This is a genomic window from Flavobacterium sp., assembly GCF_044369455.1.
Lineage (GTDB): Bacteria > Bacteroidota > Bacteroidia > Flavobacteriales > Flavobacteriaceae > Flavobacterium.
Map to the genome: position 1 here is coordinate 21939 of NZ_JBIPLW010000014.1, position 21387 is coordinate 43325.

16 protein-coding genes are annotated in these 21387 nt (G+C 33.2%); 13 read left to right on the forward strand and 3 right to left on the reverse strand.

Annotated features, from left to right (window positions below; translation table 11 throughout):
- The 9 genes from ACIQ2L_RS11935 to ACIQ2L_RS11975 all read left to right on the forward strand — a co-directional run bounded on the left by ACIQ2L_RS11935 (position 1) and on the right by ACIQ2L_RS11975 (position 16486).
- On the forward strand, positions 1-738 hold the full coding sequence (locus tag ACIQ2L_RS11935) for a class I SAM-dependent methyltransferase (protein WP_396159096.1): 738 nt from the start codon (positions 1-3) through the stop codon (positions 736-738).
- Positions 739-838: 100 nt separating this feature from the next.
- Positions 839-2809 (forward strand): tetratricopeptide repeat protein, encoded by a 1971-nt coding sequence (locus ACIQ2L_RS11940; protein ID WP_396159098.1) that lies wholly within the window; start codon positions 839-841, stop codon positions 2807-2809.
- Positions 2810-2892: 83 nt separating this feature from the next.
- Positions 2893-3660: a LytR/AlgR family response regulator transcription factor gene (locus tag ACIQ2L_RS11945; protein WP_396159100.1), complete on the forward strand. Its 768-nt coding sequence runs from the start codon at positions 2893-2895 to the stop codon at positions 3658-3660.
- 407 nt (positions 3661-4067) lie between these two features.
- Entirely contained in the window at positions 4068-6695 is a 2628-nt protein-coding gene (locus ACIQ2L_RS11950; protein ID WP_396159102.1) for a T9SS type A sorting domain-containing protein, read from the forward strand.
- Positions 6696-6780: 85 nt separating this feature from the next.
- A complete protein-coding gene (locus ACIQ2L_RS11955) occupies positions 6781-8793 on the forward strand; it encodes a T9SS type A sorting domain-containing protein (protein WP_396159104.1) in 2013 nt (670 codons plus the stop codon).
- 189 nt (positions 8794-8982) lie between these two features.
- Positions 8983-10266: a citrate synthase gene (locus ACIQ2L_RS11960; protein ID WP_396159106.1), complete on the forward strand. Its 1284-nt coding sequence runs from the start codon at positions 8983-8985 to the stop codon at positions 10264-10266.
- Between the two features lie 268 nt (positions 10267-10534).
- Positions 10535-13516, forward strand: coding sequence for a hypothetical protein (locus tag ACIQ2L_RS11965; RefSeq protein ID WP_396159108.1), 2982 nt, complete (start codon positions 10535-10537; stop codon positions 13514-13516).
- A 1-nt stretch (position 13517) separates the two neighbouring features.
- Positions 13518-15485 (forward strand): T9SS type A sorting domain-containing protein, encoded by a 1968-nt coding sequence (locus tag ACIQ2L_RS11970; protein ID WP_396159110.1) that lies wholly within the window; start codon positions 13518-13520, stop codon positions 15483-15485.
- Between the two features lie 86 nt (positions 15486-15571).
- Positions 15572-16486 carry a dimethylarginine dimethylaminohydrolase family protein gene (locus ACIQ2L_RS11975; protein WP_396159112.1) on the forward strand — a complete coding sequence of 305 codons (915 nt, stop codon included), beginning with the start codon at positions 15572-15574 and terminating at the stop codon, positions 16484-16486.
- On the opposite strand, the gene ACIQ2L_RS11980 is transcribed toward ACIQ2L_RS11975, so the two are convergent.
- The gene (locus tag ACIQ2L_RS11980) at positions 16483-17898 is read right to left on the reverse strand and encodes a S41 family peptidase (RefSeq protein WP_396159114.1); all 1416 of its coding nucleotides are present in this window, start codon (positions 17896-17898) and stop codon (positions 16483-16485) included. The genes ACIQ2L_RS11975 and ACIQ2L_RS11980 overlap by 4 nt on opposite strands.
- A 121-nt stretch (positions 17899-18019) precedes the next feature.
- Here ACIQ2L_RS11980 and ACIQ2L_RS11985 point away from each other — a divergent pair, with 121 nt between their 5' ends.
- From ACIQ2L_RS11985 to ACIQ2L_RS12000, 4 genes are read left to right on the forward strand one after another with little or no spacing between them, the layout of a single operon-like run.
- Positions 18020-18529, forward strand: a complete 510-nt coding sequence (locus ACIQ2L_RS11985) for an RNA polymerase sigma factor (RefSeq protein ID WP_396159116.1) — start codon at positions 18020-18022, stop codon at positions 18527-18529.
- Positions 18516-18965: a hypothetical protein gene (locus tag ACIQ2L_RS11990; RefSeq protein WP_396159118.1), complete on the forward strand. Its 450-nt coding sequence runs from the start codon at positions 18516-18518 to the stop codon at positions 18963-18965. Before ACIQ2L_RS11985 ends, ACIQ2L_RS11990 begins: the two co-directional genes overlap by 14 nt.
- 13 nt (positions 18966-18978) lie before the next feature.
- The gene (locus ACIQ2L_RS11995) at positions 18979-19500 is read left to right on the forward strand and encodes a DUF4252 domain-containing protein (RefSeq protein ID WP_396159120.1); all 522 of its coding nucleotides are present in this window, start codon (positions 18979-18981) and stop codon (positions 19498-19500) included.
- 6 nt (positions 19501-19506) lie between these two features.
- Positions 19507-20043, forward strand: a complete 537-nt coding sequence (locus tag ACIQ2L_RS12000) for a DUF4252 domain-containing protein (RefSeq protein ID WP_396159122.1) — start codon at positions 19507-19509, stop codon at positions 20041-20043.
- Positions 20044-20096: 53 nt separating this feature from the next.
- Here the strand turns inward: ACIQ2L_RS12000 and ACIQ2L_RS12005 are convergent, their stop codons facing one another.
- Complete coding sequence (locus tag ACIQ2L_RS12005; protein ID WP_396159124.1) at positions 20097-20540, reverse strand: beta-carotene hydroxylase; 444 nt, start codon at positions 20538-20540, stop codon at positions 20097-20099.
- A gap of 5 nt (positions 20541-20545) precedes the next feature.
- Positions 20546-21385 (reverse strand): phytoene/squalene synthase family protein, encoded by an 840-nt coding sequence (locus ACIQ2L_RS12010; protein WP_396159126.1) that lies wholly within the window; start codon positions 21383-21385, stop codon positions 20546-20548.
- Positions 21386-21387 lie beyond the last annotated feature (2 nt).

The following is a 21387-nucleotide window of genomic DNA, read 5'->3' on the forward strand; positions in this document are numbered from 1 at the left end:
ATGGAAAAAGAATTTGAAAAGAAATATCATGACGTTGAAATTGACCATTGGTGGTTCAAATCGCGTAGAAAATATTTGCTCGATTTAATAAAAGATGCTCCAAAAGAAAGCAAAATATTAGATGTTGGCTGCTCTTCTGGAATATTCTTAAAAGACCTTGAAAGTATAGGATTTAAAACTGAAAACCTTTTTGGAGTTGATATCAGTGAAACGGCTATAGAAAACTGTAAAGCCAATGGTATTAAGCATTGTTATGTTATGGATGCCCAAAATATTACACTAACCGAAACCTTTGATATTATTATTGCATCTGATTGTTTAGAACATTTAGAGGATGATAAAAAAGCATTAAAAAATTGGAATAATTTACTTAAAATTGACGGTAAAATGTATGTCTTTGTTCCTGCTTTTATGTCATTATGGAGTTATCACGACGAAGTGAATAGGCACTTCAGACGTTATACTAACAGTGAACTAAAAGCAAAATTAGTAGCTGAAAATCTTGAAATCATAAAATCAAGTTATTGGAATTTCTTTTTGTTTTTACCGGTATATTTCTTCAGAAAGGTGACTTCCATTTTTCAAAAGAATAAGTCTGGAGAAAGTGACATTTCAATAGGAAATACTTATATAAATAGGATGCTTTTAAATCTAATTATTTTAGAAAATAAATTGCTTAAAGTAGTCCGTTTTCCCTTTGGAGTGAGCACATTTTGTATTGCCAAACGAGTTTCTTAAACAGCAAATTCTAATTCAAAACGTTTAAATACTCATTTGCTATCTTGTAACTAATTTTGGAATGTTATTTTTGTTGTAGCATTCGTTAAAAATGGTACACATGAAAATAGCAAAAAACCTGACTTTATCTTTACTGTTATTTTTTTCAGCGGTTTGTTGGTCGCAAAATAAAACGGCAGACAGTCTTGTTGCTGTTTTACAAATGGCTAAAAATGATATAGACAAGGCCAAAACGCTTAATCTTATTGCCGATGCCTATAAGTCTAGTGATCCCAAATTAATGCTTCAGTATGCCAATCGGGCATTAGAACTTTCAACCAAAATTAATTTCAAATTAGCCGAAGGAACTGCACGACTTAACTTGGGTAATGCCAATATTATTGTTGGAAATTATCCTCTAGCGTTGCAAAATTTCTCCAAAGCACAATCCATTTTTGAAATGGAACTGACTAGTGCTTCAGAAAATAATACTGAGATTAAAAATGGACTAGCTCGCGCTTATGGTAGTATCGGAATTGTTTTTTCGGAACAAAGTAGTTATGGCAAATCGTTGCAATATCAAATTAAAGCATTGAAGATTTATGAAGAAACAAAAAATCTTGAAAAATGTGCCCGTTTGTATAATAACATCGGTATTATATATAAAGCGCAGGGCTTAGATTTTAAAGCGCTTAGTTATTTTGTAAAGTGTTTGAAAATTCAAGAAAAAATAAAAGATGAAACCGTTGGTATTACTACAACCAATATCGGGAATGTTTATCTGAACCAAAAAAACTACGCCAAAGCATTGGAGTATTACACTAAAGCGCAGCAACTTTTTGTACAACATCCAAATTCACGTGGTTTAGGTGAATTATATAACAATCTAGGGTTGTATTATAAACTCAATAATAATCAATCAGAAGCATTGAAGACATTCGATAAAGCCATTGTTGCGTTTACTTCTATTGATGATAAATTTGGTATTTCAGACACTTATTTCTACATCGGAGAAATTTATCTAGAACAAAGCAAATTGGATGAATCCTTGATTGCAATCAATAAATCCCTGTCTTTAGCCAAAGAACTAGGAATACTAGAGCAAGTTCAAAATGCCGAAAAACGGTTGAGTGAAATTTATGAAAAAAAGAACAATGTTTCAGAGTCACTAAAACACTTTAAATTATATAGCATTGCCAAGGATAGTGTTACGAGTGCCGAAAATATAAGAAGCAGTGTTCGTGCCGAAATGAATTTTGAGTTTGACAAGAAAGAAGCGCTTCAGAAAGAGGAACAAGAAAAACGAGAATTGGTTTATAGCGAAACTTCCAAAAGACACCAGCAGCAAATCGTTTTTATCATTTTATTTATCCTATTGGCATTTGGAATACTATTTCTGATTTATAACCGTCTGCAATTAAAGAAGACATTGACCCTGCAAAAAGAATTGGCAGAATACGAACAAAAAGCGCTGCACTTGCAAATGAATCCGCATTTTGTATTCAATTGTTTGGGTTCGATATCGAGTTTTATTGTCCAAAACGGAACCGATTCCGCTATCAAATACTTATCGAAATTTTCTAAATTGATGCGATTGACATTAGAGTATTCCAAAGAAACATTGATTCCTATTGACAAAGAGATTGAAAGTTTGCAAAATTATTTGGAGTTGGAACAATTGCGTTTCAACAATAAATTTGATTTTAGTATTTCAAAAGGGAAAGACATTGAAGACGATATGGCATTGCCACCTTTATTATTGCAGCCATTTGTTGAAAACGCCATCATTCATGGGTTAATTCCAAAGAACGAAAAAGGAACTATTGCAATAAGTTTTTCCACTGAAAAAGAAAATTTGATTTGCACCATTGAAGACAACGGAATTGGATTTGATAAATCGAAAGAAATTAAAGAAAGTCTGGTTTCGGTGCATAAATCGATGGCGTTGGACATAACAAGAAAACGTTTGGAAATGATGGAAGCAACAACGTCGCGCAAAGCCAATGTTGAAATTATAGCATTAAAAAATGATAAGGGTGACATTCTGGGTACAAAAGTAGTTTTGAATTTGCCAATACAATATATAAAGTAGTCAGTGGTCAGTGTTTAGTAATCAGTTGTTGATTGCTAAATTAGACCGACTGAACACTAACAACTGAATACTGAACACTAATTATGATAACAGCCCTATTAATAGACGACGACGACAATTTAAGAGCCGGAATGAAATCGCTTTTGAGTCGGTATGCACCAGAAATAGCAATTTTGGGCGAAGCCGATAGCGTAAAAACGGGAACCGAATTACTATTGAAGACGGAACCTCAAGTGGTTTTTTTAGATATTCATTTGGGAGACGGTTCGGGTTTTGATTTGTTAGAAGAAGTGAATAAAAGAGGAAAACTGAACTCTCAAATTGTATTCATCACCGCTCACGAGCAATACGCCATTAAAGCATTTCGATTTAGTGCTTTAGATTTTTTATTAAAACCGGTTGATCCAGATGAATTAGAAAAAGTCATAAGCAAAATAAAAAATGTATTAGTAAAAAGTGAAAGTGTGGCTCATATCGATTTGCTGCTAGAAAACATCCGCAAGAAAGTAGATAACTTCAAACGCATTGCGCTATCAACTTCCGATGGAATTCATCTCTTTGAAATTAGCGATATCATCCGTTGTGAAAGCGAAGACAATTACACCAAGTTTTACATCAAAAACAACAAACCAGTTTTAATTTCAAAGACCTTGAAAGAATACGAAGATTTGTTGACCGAGCATGGTTTTGAACGCATACATCAGTCGCATTTGATTAACCTAGCGTATCTCAAATCGTATATCAAAAAAGACGGTGGTTATGTAGTTATGGCGGATAATAGTAACCTGCCCATTTCGCAGCGAAAAAAAGAACGGTTGCAGGAACTTATTGGGAAGCAATTAAACAGTTAGTAAAATAAAGTAAGAGAATGAAATTATAACAAACAAAAACATCAGTTGACTTAACAAAAACATCAGTTGACTTAACAAAAACATCAGTTGACTTAACAAAAACATCAGTTGACTTAACAAAAACATCAGTTGACTTAACAAAAACATCAGTTGACTTAACAAAAACACCAGTTGACTTAACAAAAACACCAGTTAACTTAACAAAAGCATCAGTTAACTTGAGAAAAACATTAGTTGACTTAACAAAAACACCAGTGAAGTAAGTAAAAACACCAGTGAAGTAATTAAAAACGTAAACAAGCGATACAAATTCTAATTGAAAACTAGAGTTTACTCAATTGCTCAATTACAAACACAAAAACTGAACTATTTTAGATAAAGAAAACACACAAGTAAAAATAACAATTATGAAAAAGCTATTTTACATTTTAATACTAATCACAGGAATGACAAATGCACAAATCGTAAATATTCCTGATTCGAATTTTAAGGCGAAGTTGATTGCTGCAGATGTTAGTAATAATACCGCATACGGAAACGGGGGTTATATTAAAATTGATGTAAATAATGACGGAGAAATTCAGGTTTTAGAAGCTCAATCAATTGATTCGTTGGACGTTCACTTTTCAGGAATAAATGATTTAACTGGTGTTTCAAGTTTTAATAATTTAAAAGGATTGAATTGTAGCAGTAATCAATTATCAGATTTAGATTTATCCAGTCTTACAAGTTTGAAAATATTGGATTGTGGTTCTAATAGTATATCTAATTTGAATTTAACCAGTCTAACAAATTTGAATTTTTTATATTGTCAGTACAATCAACTAACAAATTTAAATCTAAGTACAGTAAGTGGTTTGGAGTATTTAAGTTGTAATTTTAATTCGTTGACTAGTTTGAATATAGCTGGACTGACAAACTTGCAAACGTTGAATTGTAATTATAATCAATTACCAAGCTTAAATTTCAGTGGTTTGATTAATTTGAAAGATCTTTATTGTACTGACAACCTTTTGACTGATATAAATGTAAGCGGCTTAATAAATCTGCAAACGTTACAATGTTCTAATAATCAATTAACAGGTCTAGATTTAGCTGGATTGAATAATTTGACTACAATAGTAACTGATACCAATCAATTAGTAAGTATAAATGTAAGCGGATTAATAAATCTGCAAACGTTTCAATGTTCTAATAATCAATTAACTACATTAAATGCAACAGGATTAACAAATTTGAATTATTTGAATTGTGATTTTAATCAATTATCTAATTTAGATATTAGTGGTTCAGTTGCCTTAATTACATTGAGTTGTAACAGTAATCAACTGAGTTCTCTTAATGTTAATGCTTTAACCCAGATGAACTATTTATCTTGTGGAAACAACCAGTTGACAAGTTTAGACTTAAGTAGCTTAGATAATCTAGCTGCTTTATATTGTTCATCTAATTTACTAACAACTCTCGATTGTAATAATAATCATCAATTAAGTCAATTGCAATTTTCTGATAATCCCAACTTAACTACTGTTTTAGTCAAGAATGGCATTGAAGAGTTTAATATCGATAGTTTTTTAAATCTGAACTGTCCAAATTTTAATTTTGTATGTGCTGATGATTTTCAAACAACTTTTCTTATTGCAAATTTACCATCTTCAGTTTATGTAAACACTTACTGCACTTTTACACCAGGAGGAAACTACAACACCATAACAGGGACAGTAACTTTCGACGGCAATAATAATGGTTGTGATAACAATGATATTTATCAACCAAACATTAGGGTTAATATTAATGACGGAACCAATCAAGGCGCTACATTTACAAACAACACAGGAAATTATAATTTTTATGCACAAACAGGAAGTTTTGTTTTAACACCAGCTATCGAAAACCCAACATGGTTTACCTTTTCGCCAACTACAGCCACTATTCCTTTTGCCAATAACAACAATAATACAGCTACTCAAAACTTTTGTATTTCAGCCAACGGAATTCATCCAGATGTTGAAATAGTTATTGCTCCAATATTTAGATCAAGACCTGGTTTTGATGCCACTTATAAAATTGTTTTTAAAAACAAAGGCAATCAAACCCTTTCTGGAAATGTTAGTTTTACTTATGACGATGACGTTTTAGATTTTGTTTCTGCAACGGTAGTACCCAATTCTCAAAGTGTAGGAACTATGTCATGGAATTATACCAATTTATTGCCTTTTGAAAGTAGAAGTGTTGAAATCACTTTAAATGTAAATGCACCTACAGAAACACCAGCCGTAAATATTGGCGATGTATTGAATTTTTCGGCTAGTGTCAATCCAATTGCAGGTGATGAAATTCCATCTGATAATACATTTACTTATACTGAAACTGTAGTAGGTTCTTACGACCCCAATGATATTACCTGTTTGGAAGGAGATATTGTTGCGCCATCGGAAATAGGGAATTATTTGCATTACAACATTCGTTTCGAAAATACCGGTACAGCAGCAGCAGAGTTTGTCGTGGTTAAAGTAGAAGTAAATCAAACCGATTTTGATATGAATTCACTTCAAATAATGAATTCTTCAGACCCAGTTTATGCAAGAATAAATAGAAATATAGTAGAGTTTATTTTTCAAAATATCCAATTAGAATCGGGTGGACATGGTAATATACTATTGAAAATTAAATCTAAAAATAACTTACAAGTCGGTGATGAGGTCAATAAGAAAGCCAATATCTATTTTGATTATAATTTCCCAATCCTAACAAATGATGCTGAAACTGTTTTCCAATCATTAAATAATCCTGATTTTCAAAATGACGCGTCAATTTCGGTCTATCCGAATCCGACTAACGGAATTGTAACGGTTAATTGTAATAATTCAATCAAGTCTATTCAGTCGTACGATGTTCAAGGTCGATTGTTGCAAACCAATTTGGTAAACGAAAATCAAACTAGTATTGATATATCAAATCAAGCAAAAGGAGTTTATTTCTTAAAAATAGTTTCAGAAAAAGGAATAGGAGTTCAAAAGATTGTTAGAGAATAAAGCTACATATTGAAAAGTTAATTCTTTAAACTCGTTTTATTTGAAGCGGGTTTAAAGGCTTATAGTAATTAAAAAACACACAACCATGAAATCGAAGATTCACGAACACCGAAACAAAAATTATTCTATAGTGAGTAAAAAACTATTGTACATTTTAATACTAGTCACAGGAATTGCCGACGCACAAATTGTAAATATTCCTGATGCGAATTTTAAGGCGAAGTTGATTCAACTTGGTGTTGACACCAATGCTGATGGGGAAATCCAAGAAAGCGAAGCAGCTTATCCAAATTATCTTGATGTTTCTAATTCAAACATAGCCGACTTGACAGGTATAAAAAGCTTTACAAATATTGGGATTTTAAACTGTTCATTTAACCAATTAACAACCCTAGATATTGCTAACATGAATAATAATTTTAATAGTGTTTATTGCGATCATAATCTGTTAACAGAAATAGTATTTGAAAACAACTTAATATATGATTTACATTGTAGAAATAATCAATTAGTAGATTTAGATTGTTCTCGTTTAAGAATAAATGGAATTTTAGACTTAATGGACAACCCTTTGCAAACATTGAATTTAAAAAATGGTTTTAATGAAGATTTTCTTCAATTGTTTTTTTCTGTTTCTTTGGGACCGTTACGTTTTATATGTCAAGACGAAAATCAATTAGTTTCTTTAAATAACCAATTGATAGCCAACGGATGGAACAATGTTATCGCTAACTCCTATTGCTCTTTTACACCCGGAGGAAACTACAACACAATTGCAGGAACAGTAACTTTAGATGCCAATAATAATGGTTGTGATTCAAACGATATTTTTCAACCTAACATAAGAGTTAATATTAATGACGGAACAAATCAAGGTGCTACATTTACAAACAATTCAGGAAACTATACTTTTTATACACAAGCAGGAAGTTTTGCTATAACGCCAGCTATCGAAAACCCAACATGGTTTACCTTTTCGCCAACAACTGCCACTATTCCTTTTGCCAATAACAACAATAATACAGCTACTCAAAATTTTTGCATCTCAGCCAACGGAATTCATCCCGATGTTGAAATAGTTATTGCTCCAATGTTTAGAGCAATACCAGGTTTTGATGCCACTTATAAAATTGTTTATAAAAACAAAGGCAATCAAACCCTTTCTGGAAATGTTACTTTCAGTTATTTCGATGCCGTTTTAGATTTTGTTTCTGCAACGGTAGTACCCAATTCTCAAAGTGTAGGAACTATGTCATGGAATTATACCAATTTGTTACCTTTTGAAAGTAGAAGTATAGAAATTGTTTTAAATGTTAATGCTCCTACAGAAACACCAGCCGTGAATATTGGCGATGTATTGAATTTTTCGGCTAGTGTCAATCCAATTGCAGGTGACGAAATTCCATCTGACAACACATATACTTATCCCCAAACCGTAGTAGGCTCTTACGATCCAAATGATATTACCTGTTTGGAAGGAGATATTGTTGCGCCATCAGAAATAGGGAATTATTTGCATTACAACATTCGTTTCGAAAATACAGGAACAGCAGCAGCAGAATTTGTGGTGGTTAAAGTAGAAGTAAATGAAACCGATTTTGATATGAATTCACTTCAAATAATGAATTCATCCAATCCAGTTTATGCAAGAATAAATAGAAATATAGTAGAGTTTATTTTTCAAAATATCCAATTAGAATCGGGTGGACATGGTAATATACTATTGAAAATTAAATCTAAAAATAACTTACAAGTCGGTGATGAGGTCAATAAAAAAGCTGATATCTATTTTGATTATAATTTCCCAATCCTAACAAATGATGCTGAAACTGTTTTCCAATCATTAAATAATCCTGATTTTCAAAATGACGCGTCAATTTCGGTCTATCCGAATCCGACTAATGGAATTGTAACGGTTAATAGTAATAATTCAATCAAGTCTATTCAGTTGTACGATGTTCAAGGACGATTGTTGCAGACTAATTTGGTCAACGAAAACGAAACAACGATTGATGTTTCCACTAAAGCAAAAGGAGTTTATTTCCTTAAAATACTTTCAGATAAAGGAATGAAAGTAGAAAAAATAGTTAGAGAATAGCGTTAATTTAATTTATTTGAAAAAAACTCGCGAAATGTTTCGTGGGTTTTTTATTTAAAACAAATAGTAGGAAAGTAATTTTATCAAATAATTAACGAAAACGTTGTTATAATTCTTTTTTATTTCATTCCCAATTCGTTAATTTTGTCGAATTAATAATTTTATTAAGATTTATTCCCATACTAAACCATGTCAAAAACAGCTATATTAGAATTTGATGGCAAAAAATACGAGTTTCCTGTAATCGTAGGAAGCGAAAACGAAGCAGCTATTGATATTGAAAAACTTCGTGCTTTAACAGGTGCTATAACTTTAGATCCAGGATATAAGAACTCAGGTTCTTGTAAAAGTGATATTACTTTCCTTGATGGTGAAGAAGGTATTCTTCGTTACAGAGGATATGCTATTGAAGATTTAGCCGAAAAAGCCGATTTTCTTGAAGTGGCTTTTTTAGTTATTTTTGGAGAATTACCCACTAAAGCAGCGTTAGCTCAGTTTGAAACTGATATTAGAAAATATACGTTAGTAAACGAAGAAATGAAAAACATCATTGATGGTTTTCCAAAAACAGCTCACCCCATGGGTGTTTTGTCTGCGCTTACCAGTGCATTAACTGCCTTTAATCCAAAAGTGGTTAATGTTGAAAATGAAAAAGAAATGTATGAAGCGGTTTGCAAGACCATGGGTAAATTCTTGGTCATTGCTACTTGGACTTATAGAAAAATGATGGGCTATCCTTTAAATTATTATGATAATACCCAAGGATATGTTGAAAATTTCATGCAGTTAATGTTTAAATTACCAACAGGACCTTATACTGCCAACAAAACAGTAGTTGATGCTTTAGATAAGCTATTCATACTTCATGCCGATCACGAACAAAACTGTTCCACTTCTACAGTTAGAATTGTTGGTTCGTCACATGCTGGCTTATTTGCTTCAATTTCGGCTGGAGTTTCGGCACTATGGGGTCCATTACACGGTGGCGCTAATCAGGCGGTTTTAGAAATGTTGGAGGAAATTCAAAAAGACGGTGGTGACGCTGCTAAATATATGGCTAAGGCCAAAGACAAAGATGATCCATTCCGTTTAATGGGATTTGGACACCGAGTTTACAAAAACTTCGATCCAAGAGCCCGAATTATCAAAAAAGCAGCCGATGAAGTTTTAAGAACACTTGGTGTTGATGATCCGATTTTGAACATTGCCAAACAGTTGGAGGAAGCAGCTCTTGTTGATGAATATTTCGTTTCTAGAAAATTATATCCAAATGTAGATTTCTACTCTGGAATTATCTATCGTGCCTTAGGAATTCCAACCGATATGTTTACCGTAATGTTTGCTATTGGTCGTTTGCCAGGTTGGATTGCCCAGTGGAAAGAAATGCGCATCAACAAAGAACCTATAGGTAGACCAAGACAAGTTTATACGGGTTATCCACTTAGAGATTTTAAACCTATGGATAAAAGGTAATTATTGTACTATTTTATATAGAACTCCTTGCAATTTGTAAGGAGTTTTTTATTATCAATAATTAATATTTAGTATAGTAATTTATCATTATGTAAGATATTATCTTTTACTTACTTTAAAAAAGCGTATTTTATCGATTATATATGTATTTAATGGATATTATTAAATCATACGAACTATATTTGATAGGTCAAACAATAACAAAACATACATCAAAAAGTTAATTGAGTTTTAATTGAATTTTAACGTAAAATGTAATGTCATGAAAATGAAAACTACCTACCTCTTTACAATTGCATCCCTGATCGGAATTTCTTTTACTTCAATTGCACAAACTGAAAATATTTTTTTCGGGGAAAATTCAGGGATATATAACACAGGTAACTTTAATTCAGGTTTTGGATTAAATGTGCTACGTCAGAATTCTGGTAATAGTAATGTAGCTTTTGGAATTGAAGTACTTCAAAATTCAATAGGAGGATTTAATTGCGGGATTGGAAACGATGCGCTTTTTTATAATCTAGAAGGTGAATTAAATATAGCTTTTGGAACAAGAACTCTTTATAAAAATACTACTGGTTCTAGAAATGTTGCTATTGGACACAGAACATTGCAAGACAATGCAACTGGTAGTGATAACACAGCAATAGGATATGCCTCAATGTTATTCAATTCGGGTAGTAATAATATTGCACTAGGATCTTATACTCCTAGAAATTTGTTAACGGGTGATAGTAATATTTTTTTGGGGACAGAAACGGCAATCAACTTACTAAATGGCAATAATAATGTTATTTTAGGTAATAGAATAGCTTTAAATAGAGGGCCATCTACAGCCTTTATGGCAGGTAACGATACGAATAATTCAATTATTATTGCAGATGGAACGGGTGTACAAAGAATTTTTATAACAAAAAATGGGAATACTGGAATTGGTTTAGGAAATAATATTATTCCAGCTAATAGATTAGATATCAAAGGCGGTGTAGTGATTGGTAAAGGCTATACGCCAGATGGGATAAGTCAAGGAGAGATTGCTCCAGCTAGTGGTTTACTTGTAGAAGGAAGAGTCGGAATAGGAACTGTATCTCCAAATAATAAAGTTGAAATAACTCAAGGAACTGATGGAAACTCAGGCCTTCGATTTACCAATTTGACAAGCAATTTTAATGGAGTAACGGTTCAACCTGGTAACAAGTTTTTAAGTGTAAACGCTTCAGGTGATGTTGTTTTGCAAAAAGTTTCAAATGCAGTTGAGTCTAACCGCTTAACGTCTAATGCAAATGTAATGACCAGTAATGTCAATGGAATTGTATCTTCTGCATCTATTGTTAACTCGATTTCGAATAGTATAAATACTACTAATCAATTAATAACTAGTGTAAACGGAGTGCAAAGTGCTCCGGTTAATTTACCCGCGCAAGTTTCGCAAACCCTTTCCCAATCAGGAAATACCATTACTCTTTCTAATAATGGAGGTTCATTTACATTACCAACATTTACAGATACCGATGCACAATCTTTAGCCTTGACGGGTAACACATTATCTATTTCAAATGGGAACAGTGTAACACTTCCAGCACAAGTCCCTCAAACAATCTCACAATCGGGTAGTACCATTTCATTATCTAATAATGGAGGTTCATTTACGTTACCAACATTTACCGATACCGATTCACAGTCTTTAGCCTTAATAGGTAACACATTATCTATTTCAAATGGGAACAGTGTAACACTTCCAACGTATACTGATGTTCCACAAACAATCTCACAATCAGGAAATACCATTTCATTATCTAATAATGGAGGCTCATTTACATTACCAACATTTACAGATACCGATTCACAATCTTTAGCCTTGACAGGTAACACATTATCTATTTCAAATGGGAACAGTGTAACACTTCCAGCACAAGTTCCTCAAACAATCTCACAATCGGGTAATACCATTTCATTATCTAATAATGGTGGTTCATTTACGTTACCAACATTTACCGATACCGATACCGATTCACAGTCTTTAGCCTTAATAGGTAACACATTATCTATTTCAAATGGGAACAGTGTAACACTTCCAGCACAAGTCCCTCAAACAATCTCACAATCGGGTAATACCATTTCATTATCTAATAATGGAGGTTCATTTACGTTACCAACATTTACCGATACCGATACCGATTCACAGTCTTTAGCCTTGACGGGTAACACATTATCTATTTCAAATGGGAATAGTGTAACGCTTCCAGCACAAGTCCCTCAAACAATCTCACAATCGGGTAATACCATTTCATTATCTAATAATGGAGGCTCATTTACATTACCAACATTTACAGATACCGATGCACAATCTTTAGCCTTGACGGGTAACACATTATCTATTTCAAATGGGAATAGTGTAACGCTTCCAGCGCAAGTCCCTCAAACAATCTCACAATCGGGTAATACCATTTCATTATCTAATAATGGAGGTTCATTTACGTTACCAACATTTACCGATACCGATACCGATTCACAGTCTTTAGCCTTAATAGGTAATACATTATCTATTTCAAATGGGAACAGTGTAACACTTCCGGCGCAAGTCCCTCAAACGCTATCTCAATCGGGTAATACCATTTCATTATCTAATAATGGAGGTTCATTTTTGCTTCCAACAACACATGTAGTTGCAGGAAACAATACTACGGTTACGGGGAATGGGACAGCAGCAACACCTTTTTTAATAAGCGCTGTCGACAAGAGTATATATGCTGATAATGGCACTATAGATCAGTCCACAACCATTAATAATAATAGAATTGTTAATATGAATAATAGCAATATCTGGTTTAATGGTTCAAGTAGTGAATCAAATGGTAAAATTTATATAGGTTCAAATGTCTCCTACCCAAATGCAACCGGTAATTATAAGTTGTTTGTTGAAGGTGGTATTTTGACTGAAAAAGTTAAAGTTGCATTGCGTAGTACAGCAAATTGGGCAGATTATGTTTTTGAAAAAAATTACGAGTTGATGCCTTTAAAAAATGTTGAAGAATACATCAATAAAAACAAACATTTACCTGGAATTGATTCTGCTGAAGAATTATCAAAAAAGGGACTTGATTTGGCCGAAATGCAAGCCAAACAAATGGAAAAAATTGAAGAGTTGACTTTATATATTATTGAACAAAACAAAAAATTAGAAAAGCAAAATAATGAAATCGAAGAATTAAAAATTCAAATGAAAGCATTAATTGAAAAAACTAAATGATATGTATAAGATATTTAAAATAGTTTTGATTGGTTGCATTTGGATTAATTCAGCCAATGTTTCTGCTCAGCTCAATGAATATTTGGATGCCGAAAACAGCCGAATTTCAATGGCTAAAGAGACGGAAACAGAAATACAAAAATTTATTAACGATAATTTTAATAACTATAAATTATCCCATGAAATTAGTGAGGATGTTATAAATCATCTTAAAAGTGAAGAAGAATTTACAGAAACGCAATTAGAAAATGCTATATTAAATGCAAAAATAGTCGAGCTTAGAAAATTATTCTTTTATGAAAATCCAGATAAAAAGGAGCATTACATGGCTAAACCTGCACCAGTTTCTATAATGCAACAATGTATTAATGGTGATTTTGAAAGCAATACTGCTGGCTATACTTTTTGGTCTGATCCACATCCGCAGCCAGCTACTGGTTCGGCCTTTTTTTTATCATGTGCTACACCAACTGCAATAACAGCAACAAATGTGGTAACTCCGGGAATTAATAACTTCAATTCAACAATTACGATGATTGATAATACAAGTCCTGGATACCAACAATTTGACCCAGTATTGGCTGGACTTGGAGTAAATGTACCAACTTTAAATTCGAATGGCAGCAACAAATGTATTAAATTGAATAATGCCTTTGGAATGGGCTCTTCTGATCAGACAACTATGTCACGTTATTTTCCAAGTGTTAATCAATCTACAATAGATTTCAATTTTTCATTGATAATGGATAATAAACCAGCTCATGGTCAACCCATTCAACCTTTTTTTAGAGTAAGAGCTTATGACCAATTTAATAATATTGTGGATGAAATATGTATCATCGCCAATCCTGATAATTGTTTGTTTAATACTATTGTAATTAGCAGTAACAGAAGAGTTCTTTACACGGGTTGGATTTGTGCTCGTTTAAATGTATCTAATATAGTAAATCAACCTTGCAGAATTGAATTTACTGTTAGTGATTGTCAACCCTCAGCTCATTTTGGAACCGTTTATATTGATAATATTTGTGGTTTAACTTGTGCTGTTCCTCAACTCGGTGCCTTGAGTTTAGATCCAACCAATATAAATTGTCCAGATGTGTCTTTTAATTTACCTATTCAAGTATGTGGCACCTATCAAGCACCAGTTAACGCTACTTTTAATACACTTACATTAGATGTTTTGCAGAATAATACTATCATTGGAACAATTAGTACTCCATCACAACTTACGTCGAATACCTTTTGTTTTTCGGTCTTGCCGAGTATATTTGGGGCATTGCCTTCAGGTGATTTTGAGTTTAATCTAAATGCCACATTTAATGTCAATTGTCCAGCAGGAACATTTATTTATAGCATAACAGACACTTCAGCAAGTATAGGTCCAGATGTTACTTTTACTAATTGTTGCTTTCCAATATTGACTTTAACATCACCAAATGATGACCTTAGTAATTTAGCCATACCTGAAAAAAAGCAACGAGAAAGGTCCGATTGGATAAAAGCGGCTAATATAGTTTCGGTTGGGAACAATACTTTATCAAATGGAGTAGTGTATCATGCTGAAAATTATGTCGAGCTCAATCCAGGTTTTGAAGCGTTGTTGGGTTCGCAGTTTGCTGCGTATCCTGAAGGGTGTACCTCAAATTATACCTATAAAGCGCCAACTCAAAATGCAACGGTTAGTCAACCAATCATCACAGACGAAACTGTTAACCTAATTCGTTTAACAAAAGATTTTGCCATTGTGCCTAATCCATCAAGCAATATCATTGAGATTATAATGAAAGATGCTAAGTTCACTAAGGTAAGTATTGCTACAATAGACGGAAAAATTGTTGATGAGAAAAAGCTAGATATCACGAATAGAACCCAAATGGATGTGAGTCGCTATGCGAACGGAATTTATATCATTAACGTCACTTCAGACGATGGTACGTTATTCACCAAAAAGTTAATTAAAAATTAGTTAGTTAAGTTAGTAATTTTTAATGAAAGAAAGCTTCTCTTAATCGGGAAGCTTTTTTATATTTGTCACAAGCCAAAAGCTATTATATGTTACAACTAAATGTAAAAAACGAAACCTCACGATTAAGAGCCGTAGTGCTGGGTTCAGCCCTACATAATGGACCTACACCAACCGCCGAAGAAGCGTATGACCCCAAATCTTTAGAACACATCCTAGCTGGGACATATCCCATTGAAACCGATATGGTCAAAGAGATGGAAGCTTTTAATCAAGTATTTCAAAAGTATGAGGTACAAGTTTTTCGTCCAGAAATGATTGAAAACTACAATCAAATCTTCACTCGAGACATTGGTTTCGTAATTGATGATGTGTTTATTAAAGCCAATATTCTTCCCGAAAGAGAACGCGAATTGGAAGCAATTCAATTCGTAATCGACCAAATCAATCCCGCAAAAGTAGTGCGTCCACCCGAGGATGTTCATATAGAAGGTGGTGATGTCATGCTGTGGAACGATTATATTTTCATCGGAACGTATAAAGGGTCAGATTATAAAGAGTACATCACAGCCCGAACCAATATGGCTGGTGTAAATTATATCAAGCAATTATTCCCTAATAAAATTATCAAGGAATTCGACTTGGTGAAGTCAAAATTAGAAGCCCGTGACAATGCCTTGCATCTCGATTGTTGCTTTCAACCTGTTGGAAAAAGCAAAGGAATCATTTATAAAAGTGGTTTCCGTGAAGAAGCCGATTATGTATTTTTGGTAAACCTTTTTGGAAAAGAAAATCTATTTCACATTACACGTGATGAAATGTATGATATGAATTCCAATGTTTTTTCAATAGACGATAATGTAGTGGTTTCGGAACGTAATTTTAGACGCTTAAACCATTGGCTCCGCGATAACGGATTTACTGTTGAAGAAATTCCGTATGCTGAAATCGCCAAACAAGAAGGATTGTTGCGTTGTTCTACATTGCCTCTAATTAGAGATTAATTTTTAAGATCCACATACATTTCGCTTCCCAAAGGAGTAATCGATTTTGCATCTATGAAATCGCGATTAATAACGCTTGGTACTTGAGGAAGCATTTTTCCGCCCCCAATAATTTGATTAATAGCTGCATTCAGTAAGGGTTCGTTAACATCTCCTAATACCCCTAAATTTTCAAAGTTTTCAGGTAAAAATGTTGTTGGTAAAATTCCCGAAGTATAGTCTCCAAAACCATTTTTATCTACAATTTTTAACACTATGGGTTGCATGGCATATTTATGATTTGGATTTACATTGGACTTAGCAAAAGTAGGTGAATCATACAGCGTAATGGATCCTACATTTTTACCAGTTGTTTTATCACCAATTTGAATTACTTCTATATAAGGTTTTAAACAATTGATAATCAACTCGCTTGCAGATGCAGTAGATTTTGTTGTTAAAATATATACTTTATCGAGCTGTAAACGGTTTAATCCAGCAACGAATTTATTCTCTAAAGAACCCGGATTGTTTGCTAAGAAATCCCCTTGTGCTTTCGCATTCCATTGTTGTTTGGCAAATAATTGTCCAGAGAATTGCCCTGTAATCATACTGGCTAGTTTGGTCGCAGTAGCCACAGAACCTCCTGAATTATAACGTAAATCCAAAACTAAATCAGTCACATTTTGAGAAACAAATGACCCAAAAACGGCATTTAACTGACTTTCATAGCTAGAGTAAAAGCCATTATACATAAGATAGCCTATGTTATGTGCGCCTTGTGTGATAACGGTATTCAATAAGATAGGATTTTCGGCCAAATTAGTTTTTGTCAAAGTTACAGATTGCCCGTTTGGAGTTATAGTGACAATACCACCTGTTTCACTATAATTGGCTAAGTTTACGGTATAAGTAGTACTCGCTAAAAGTGTTCTGTAATTATCATTTGTTAATGGGATACCATCAATAGCATAAAAAATAGCGCCTCGTTGAATGTTTTTTGAAGCCGCATCTGAGTTTGGGATGATATAGCGAACCCAACCAAAAACTGTAGTTTGACTTGCATCGGTGTATTTTAAACCATAATCCATTCCGTTGTTAAGCGTATTTCCCGAAAGCACTCCTTCAAGTACCGAATAGTCACTATAAATGACACTAAATCGATCAGTAGGAGATGGAACTCGTAGTGTATTAAACAAATCGTTTGGATTTGCAAATGGCTCTAAAAAAGTATTCAATTGCGATTGATTGGCAAATCGATCATCAGCTAAATCAGGAACATCAGCTTGCCATAGATAATATAGATTCATTCCTTTCCAAACAAAGTCTTTTATTTCAAGACTAGTCGGAACGGCATTGTCATCCATGTCTTCACAACCAAATTGAAGAAACAACAATACTAGTATTTGTGATGCGAGTAGAGATTTTTTCATAGCAGCTTTTTGTTTTAATAAACGTAAATTTACGAAGTTTAGATTAATAATTTTATTTTGTTTGTAACAAATAAAAATATGCCTCGTCTTGAACTAACAACCAATAACCAAATTAGTTTCAATGAACCAAAATGAGTTTATGCTTCTGGTAAATCCTTTTAAGGATAAACTCTTTCGGGTCGCGAAGCGATTACTTGTGAGCACCGAAGAAGCTGAAGATGCAACTCAAGAAATATTGGTTAAGCTGTGGAACAAGAATGAGAGTTTGAACCAATACAATAGTGTTGAAGCATTGGCAATGACGATGACAAAAAATTATTGTTTGGATCAACTGAAATCAAAACGAGCGAGCAACATGAAAATTGTTCACAATAATTTCACCGATAGAGAAGCGAGTTTGCAACAAAAAGTGGAAGATACCGATACTTGGAAATGGGTCGAAAAAATTATGAACGATTTGCCTGAGCAACAAAAATTAATTGTTCACATGAGAGACATCGAAGAAATGGAATTTGAAGAAATGAGTACAATTTTAGAAATGAATGAACAAGCAATTAGAACAGCATTGTCAAGAGCACGAAAAACAATTAGAGAAAGAATGATAAAAACCCATCATTATGGCATTGGATAGAATAGAACAATTACTAGAAAAATACTTCGAAGCCGAAACCAGTATCGCAGAAGAAAATGAGTTGAAAGCGTACTTTACTTCTCCCGATGTTGCTCAGCATCTAGAGCAATACAAATCAATATTTGGTTATGCGGTTCAGGCAAAACAAGAGCAGTTTAGCGCAACAAATCCATTACAAACAAAGAAACGCAAAAGCGTAGTTTGGATATCAGTTGCAGCATCTGTGGTGGTTTTACTTGGTGTGAGTGTAGTTACATACCATCATTATAACCAACCAAAATCGAATGATTTAGGTACTTATGATGATCCGGAAGTTGCCTATAGAGAAACGTGCAAGGCGTTGGCTATGATTTCGGAACATGTTAACACTGGCATCGAAAGCATGAATTATTTAAATGAATATGAACAAACAAAAAACAAAATTTTTAAAAAATAAACAATCAGAAATTATGAGAAAGTTACTTTTAAGTATGGTATTAGTGTTAAGTGCAAATACTTTTTTTGCACAAAGTGTCTTCGATAAATTTGAAGACCAAGATGGAATAACAACCGTTATTGTCAACAAAAAAATGTTTTCGCTTTTGAGTAAAATGGAAGTAAATGACAAACAGGAACAAGAATATGTCAATTTGATTAAGAAGTTAGACAATTTAAAAGTGTTTGTCACCCAAAGCGATAAGAAGTCAGACGAGATGAAAGCTGTATTCGATAAGTATATTAAAACTGCTTCTTTAGAAGAGTTGATGCGTGTGAACGAAAAAGGAAAAAGCGTTAAGATTTTTGTAAAATCAGGTGCTACTGATTCGCAAATCAAAGAACTATTAATGTTCGTTGAAGGTATCGGACAAGAGGAAACTGTATTGATGTCATTAACAGGCGATTTCGATTTGGAGGAACTTTCGGTATTGACAGATAAGATGAATTTGCCTGGTGGCGATGATTTGAAGAAAGCATCAAAAGGTAAAAAGTAAGAAAGCATGAGAGCCATTGTCTTTTTAACTGTTTTTTTGACTTCACTATTATTGCTTAGTTGCAACAGTGAACCTACAATACAAAAATATTTTGTAGCCAATTTAGAGAACAAAGATTTTGTAGTGTTAGACATTTCACCAACTATTTTAAATTTGGATAAAACAAAACTGTCAGCTGAGCAAAAAAGAGCATTGGAATCCTTTGATAAGATGAATGTTTTAATATTCAAGTTGGACGAAAATAATCAGGCACAATATGAAGTTGAAAGTCAAAAAATAACTCAGATTTTAAAAGACGAATCTTATCAACAATTGATGAAAGTAGGTTCAGGAAAGGACGGTGCAACTATAAGTTTTGTGGGTGATGAGGATAATATTAATGAATTTGTTGTATTTGGTAAAAGTAAAGATAATGGATTTGCTGTAATAAGAATTCTAGGGAAAGATATGAATCCAAATAATATCATGACAATGCTTTCGGTTTTGAAAGAATCAAAAATTGACATGGCACAGTTGGCGCCTATAAAAGAATTGATTAAATAAATACGAGGTTAGTTATTCAAGTAAGAAAGCCACAGACAGTGCTGGGGCTTTCTTTATTTTTTGAAGTATTTAAATGGTACAAATAACATTCCGAAACATTCACCATCTCCTTTTCCTATATGTTTGTGATGAATCTTGTGAGCTCTTCTAACACCTTTCGCATAGATGTTATTTGCATTTCTAAACAGTTTAAAACGCTGGTGAATAAAGATATCATGAACAATAAAATAGGCAACTCCATAAGCAAAAATTCCAAGACCAACGGCAATACCCAATTCAAAAATGCCTTTTTGCCAAAGCAAAAAACAACCAATGCTTACGACGGCGTAAAAAATAAAGAAAGCATCGTTACGCTCAAACCAAGAGTTGTGGTCTTTTTTGTGATGATCGGCATGCAAAACCCATAAAAACCCGTGCATAATATATTTATGAGTGAACCACGCCATGAATTCCATGACACAAAAAGTAATAATAAAAGCAGTAATTTGGAGTAACATAATAACTATATTAAATTTAAACGATAGTTAACATAACATTTTGCCATAAGTCCAAATTTTTGATAATCGGGAACGCGAATTCGGGTGTTTTTGATTTCAGTAGAAGGTGTCTTTTTTAACTTAGACAGTAATTTTTTGTAATAAACAAAAGCAGTATAAACACCAAACTTAGCTTCTATAGGTAGTTTTAAAATTCCTTCAAATCCGGCAGCAAAGTCGGCCTCAATTTCGGTAATAATTTCATTTTTTGAATGTTCGTCTAATTGAGACAAATCCGTATTGGGGAAATACGTTCTATTCAAATCTTCATAATCCGCTTTTAGGTCACGAAGGAAATTTACTTTTTGAAAAGCGGATCCTAAACGCATAGCAGAAAGTTCTAATTCCTGAAACTTGGTATCATTGCCATTAACAAAAACTTTTAAGCACATTAGTCCAACCACATCGGCTGAACCATATATGTATTCGTTATATTCGTCCATGGTTTTGTATTCGCTTTTGTGCAAATCCAATCTCATACTATTCATAAAAGCATTGATCATATTCATAGGGATAGAATAGCGATGAACAGTATGCTGAAATGAATTCAAAATTGGGTTTAAACTGATTTTGTTTTCCAAAGCACTTATTAAATCTTTTTCAAACATATCAAACAATTCCTCTTTATTATAATCATGAAAAGTGTCTACGATTTCATCAGCAAAACGAACAAATCCATAAATATTGTAAATGTCTTGACGAATGCTAGGTGCTAACATTTTAACAGCAGCAGAAAAGGATGTGCTGTACGATTTGGTAACATTTCTACTGCAATCGAATGATATGGTGTCAAAAATTGATTTCATAT

Bases quoted from the DNA above. Each gene is read 5' to 3' on its own strand.
- ACIQ2L_RS11960 (WP_396159106.1), top strand. From the start codon at position 8,983: ATGTCAAAAACAGCTATATTAGAATTTGATGGCAAAAAATACGAGTTT.
- ACIQ2L_RS11975 (WP_396159112.1), top strand. From the start codon at position 15,572: ATGTTACAACTAAATGTAAAAAACGAAACCTCACGATTAAGAGCCGTA.
- ACIQ2L_RS11940 (WP_396159098.1), top strand. From the start codon at position 839: ATGAAAATAGCAAAAAACCTGACTTTATCTTTACTGTTATTTTTTTCA.
- ACIQ2L_RS11980 (WP_396159114.1), bottom strand. From the start codon at position 17,898: ATGAAAAAATCTCTACTCGCATCACAAATACTAGTATTGTTGTTTCTT.
- ACIQ2L_RS11995 (WP_396159120.1), top strand. From the start codon at position 18,979: ATGAGAAAGTTACTTTTAAGTATGGTATTAGTGTTAAGTGCAAATACT.
- ACIQ2L_RS11945 (WP_396159100.1), top strand. From the start codon at position 2,893: ATGATAACAGCCCTATTAATAGACGACGACGACAATTTAAGAGCCGGA.
- ACIQ2L_RS12000 (WP_396159122.1), top strand. From the start codon at position 19,507: ATGAGAGCCATTGTCTTTTTAACTGTTTTTTTGACTTCACTATTATTG.
- ACIQ2L_RS11950 (WP_396159102.1), top strand. From the start codon at position 4,068: ATGAAAAAGCTATTTTACATTTTAATACTAATCACAGGAATGACAAAT.
- ACIQ2L_RS11985 (WP_396159116.1), top strand. From the start codon at position 18,020: ATGAACCAAAATGAGTTTATGCTTCTGGTAAATCCTTTTAAGGATAAA.
- ACIQ2L_RS12010 (WP_396159126.1), bottom strand. From the start codon at position 21,385: ATGAAATCAATTTTTGACACCATATCATTCGATTGCAGTAGAAATGTT.
- ACIQ2L_RS12005 (WP_396159124.1), bottom strand. From the start codon at position 20,540: ATGTTACTCCAAATTACTGCTTTTATTATTACTTTTTGTGTCATGGAA.
- ACIQ2L_RS11970 (WP_396159110.1), top strand. From the start codon at position 13,518: ATGTATAAGATATTTAAAATAGTTTTGATTGGTTGCATTTGGATTAAT.
- ACIQ2L_RS11935 (WP_396159096.1), top strand. From the start codon at position 1: ATGGAAAAAGAATTTGAAAAGAAATATCATGACGTTGAAATTGACCAT.
- ACIQ2L_RS11990 (WP_396159118.1), top strand. From the start codon at position 18,516: ATGGCATTGGATAGAATAGAACAATTACTAGAAAAATACTTCGAAGCC.
- ACIQ2L_RS11965 (WP_396159108.1), top strand. From the start codon at position 10,535: ATGAAAACTACCTACCTCTTTACAATTGCATCCCTGATCGGAATTTCT.
- ACIQ2L_RS11955 (WP_396159104.1), top strand. From the start codon at position 6,781: ATGAAATCGAAGATTCACGAACACCGAAACAAAAATTATTCTATAGTG.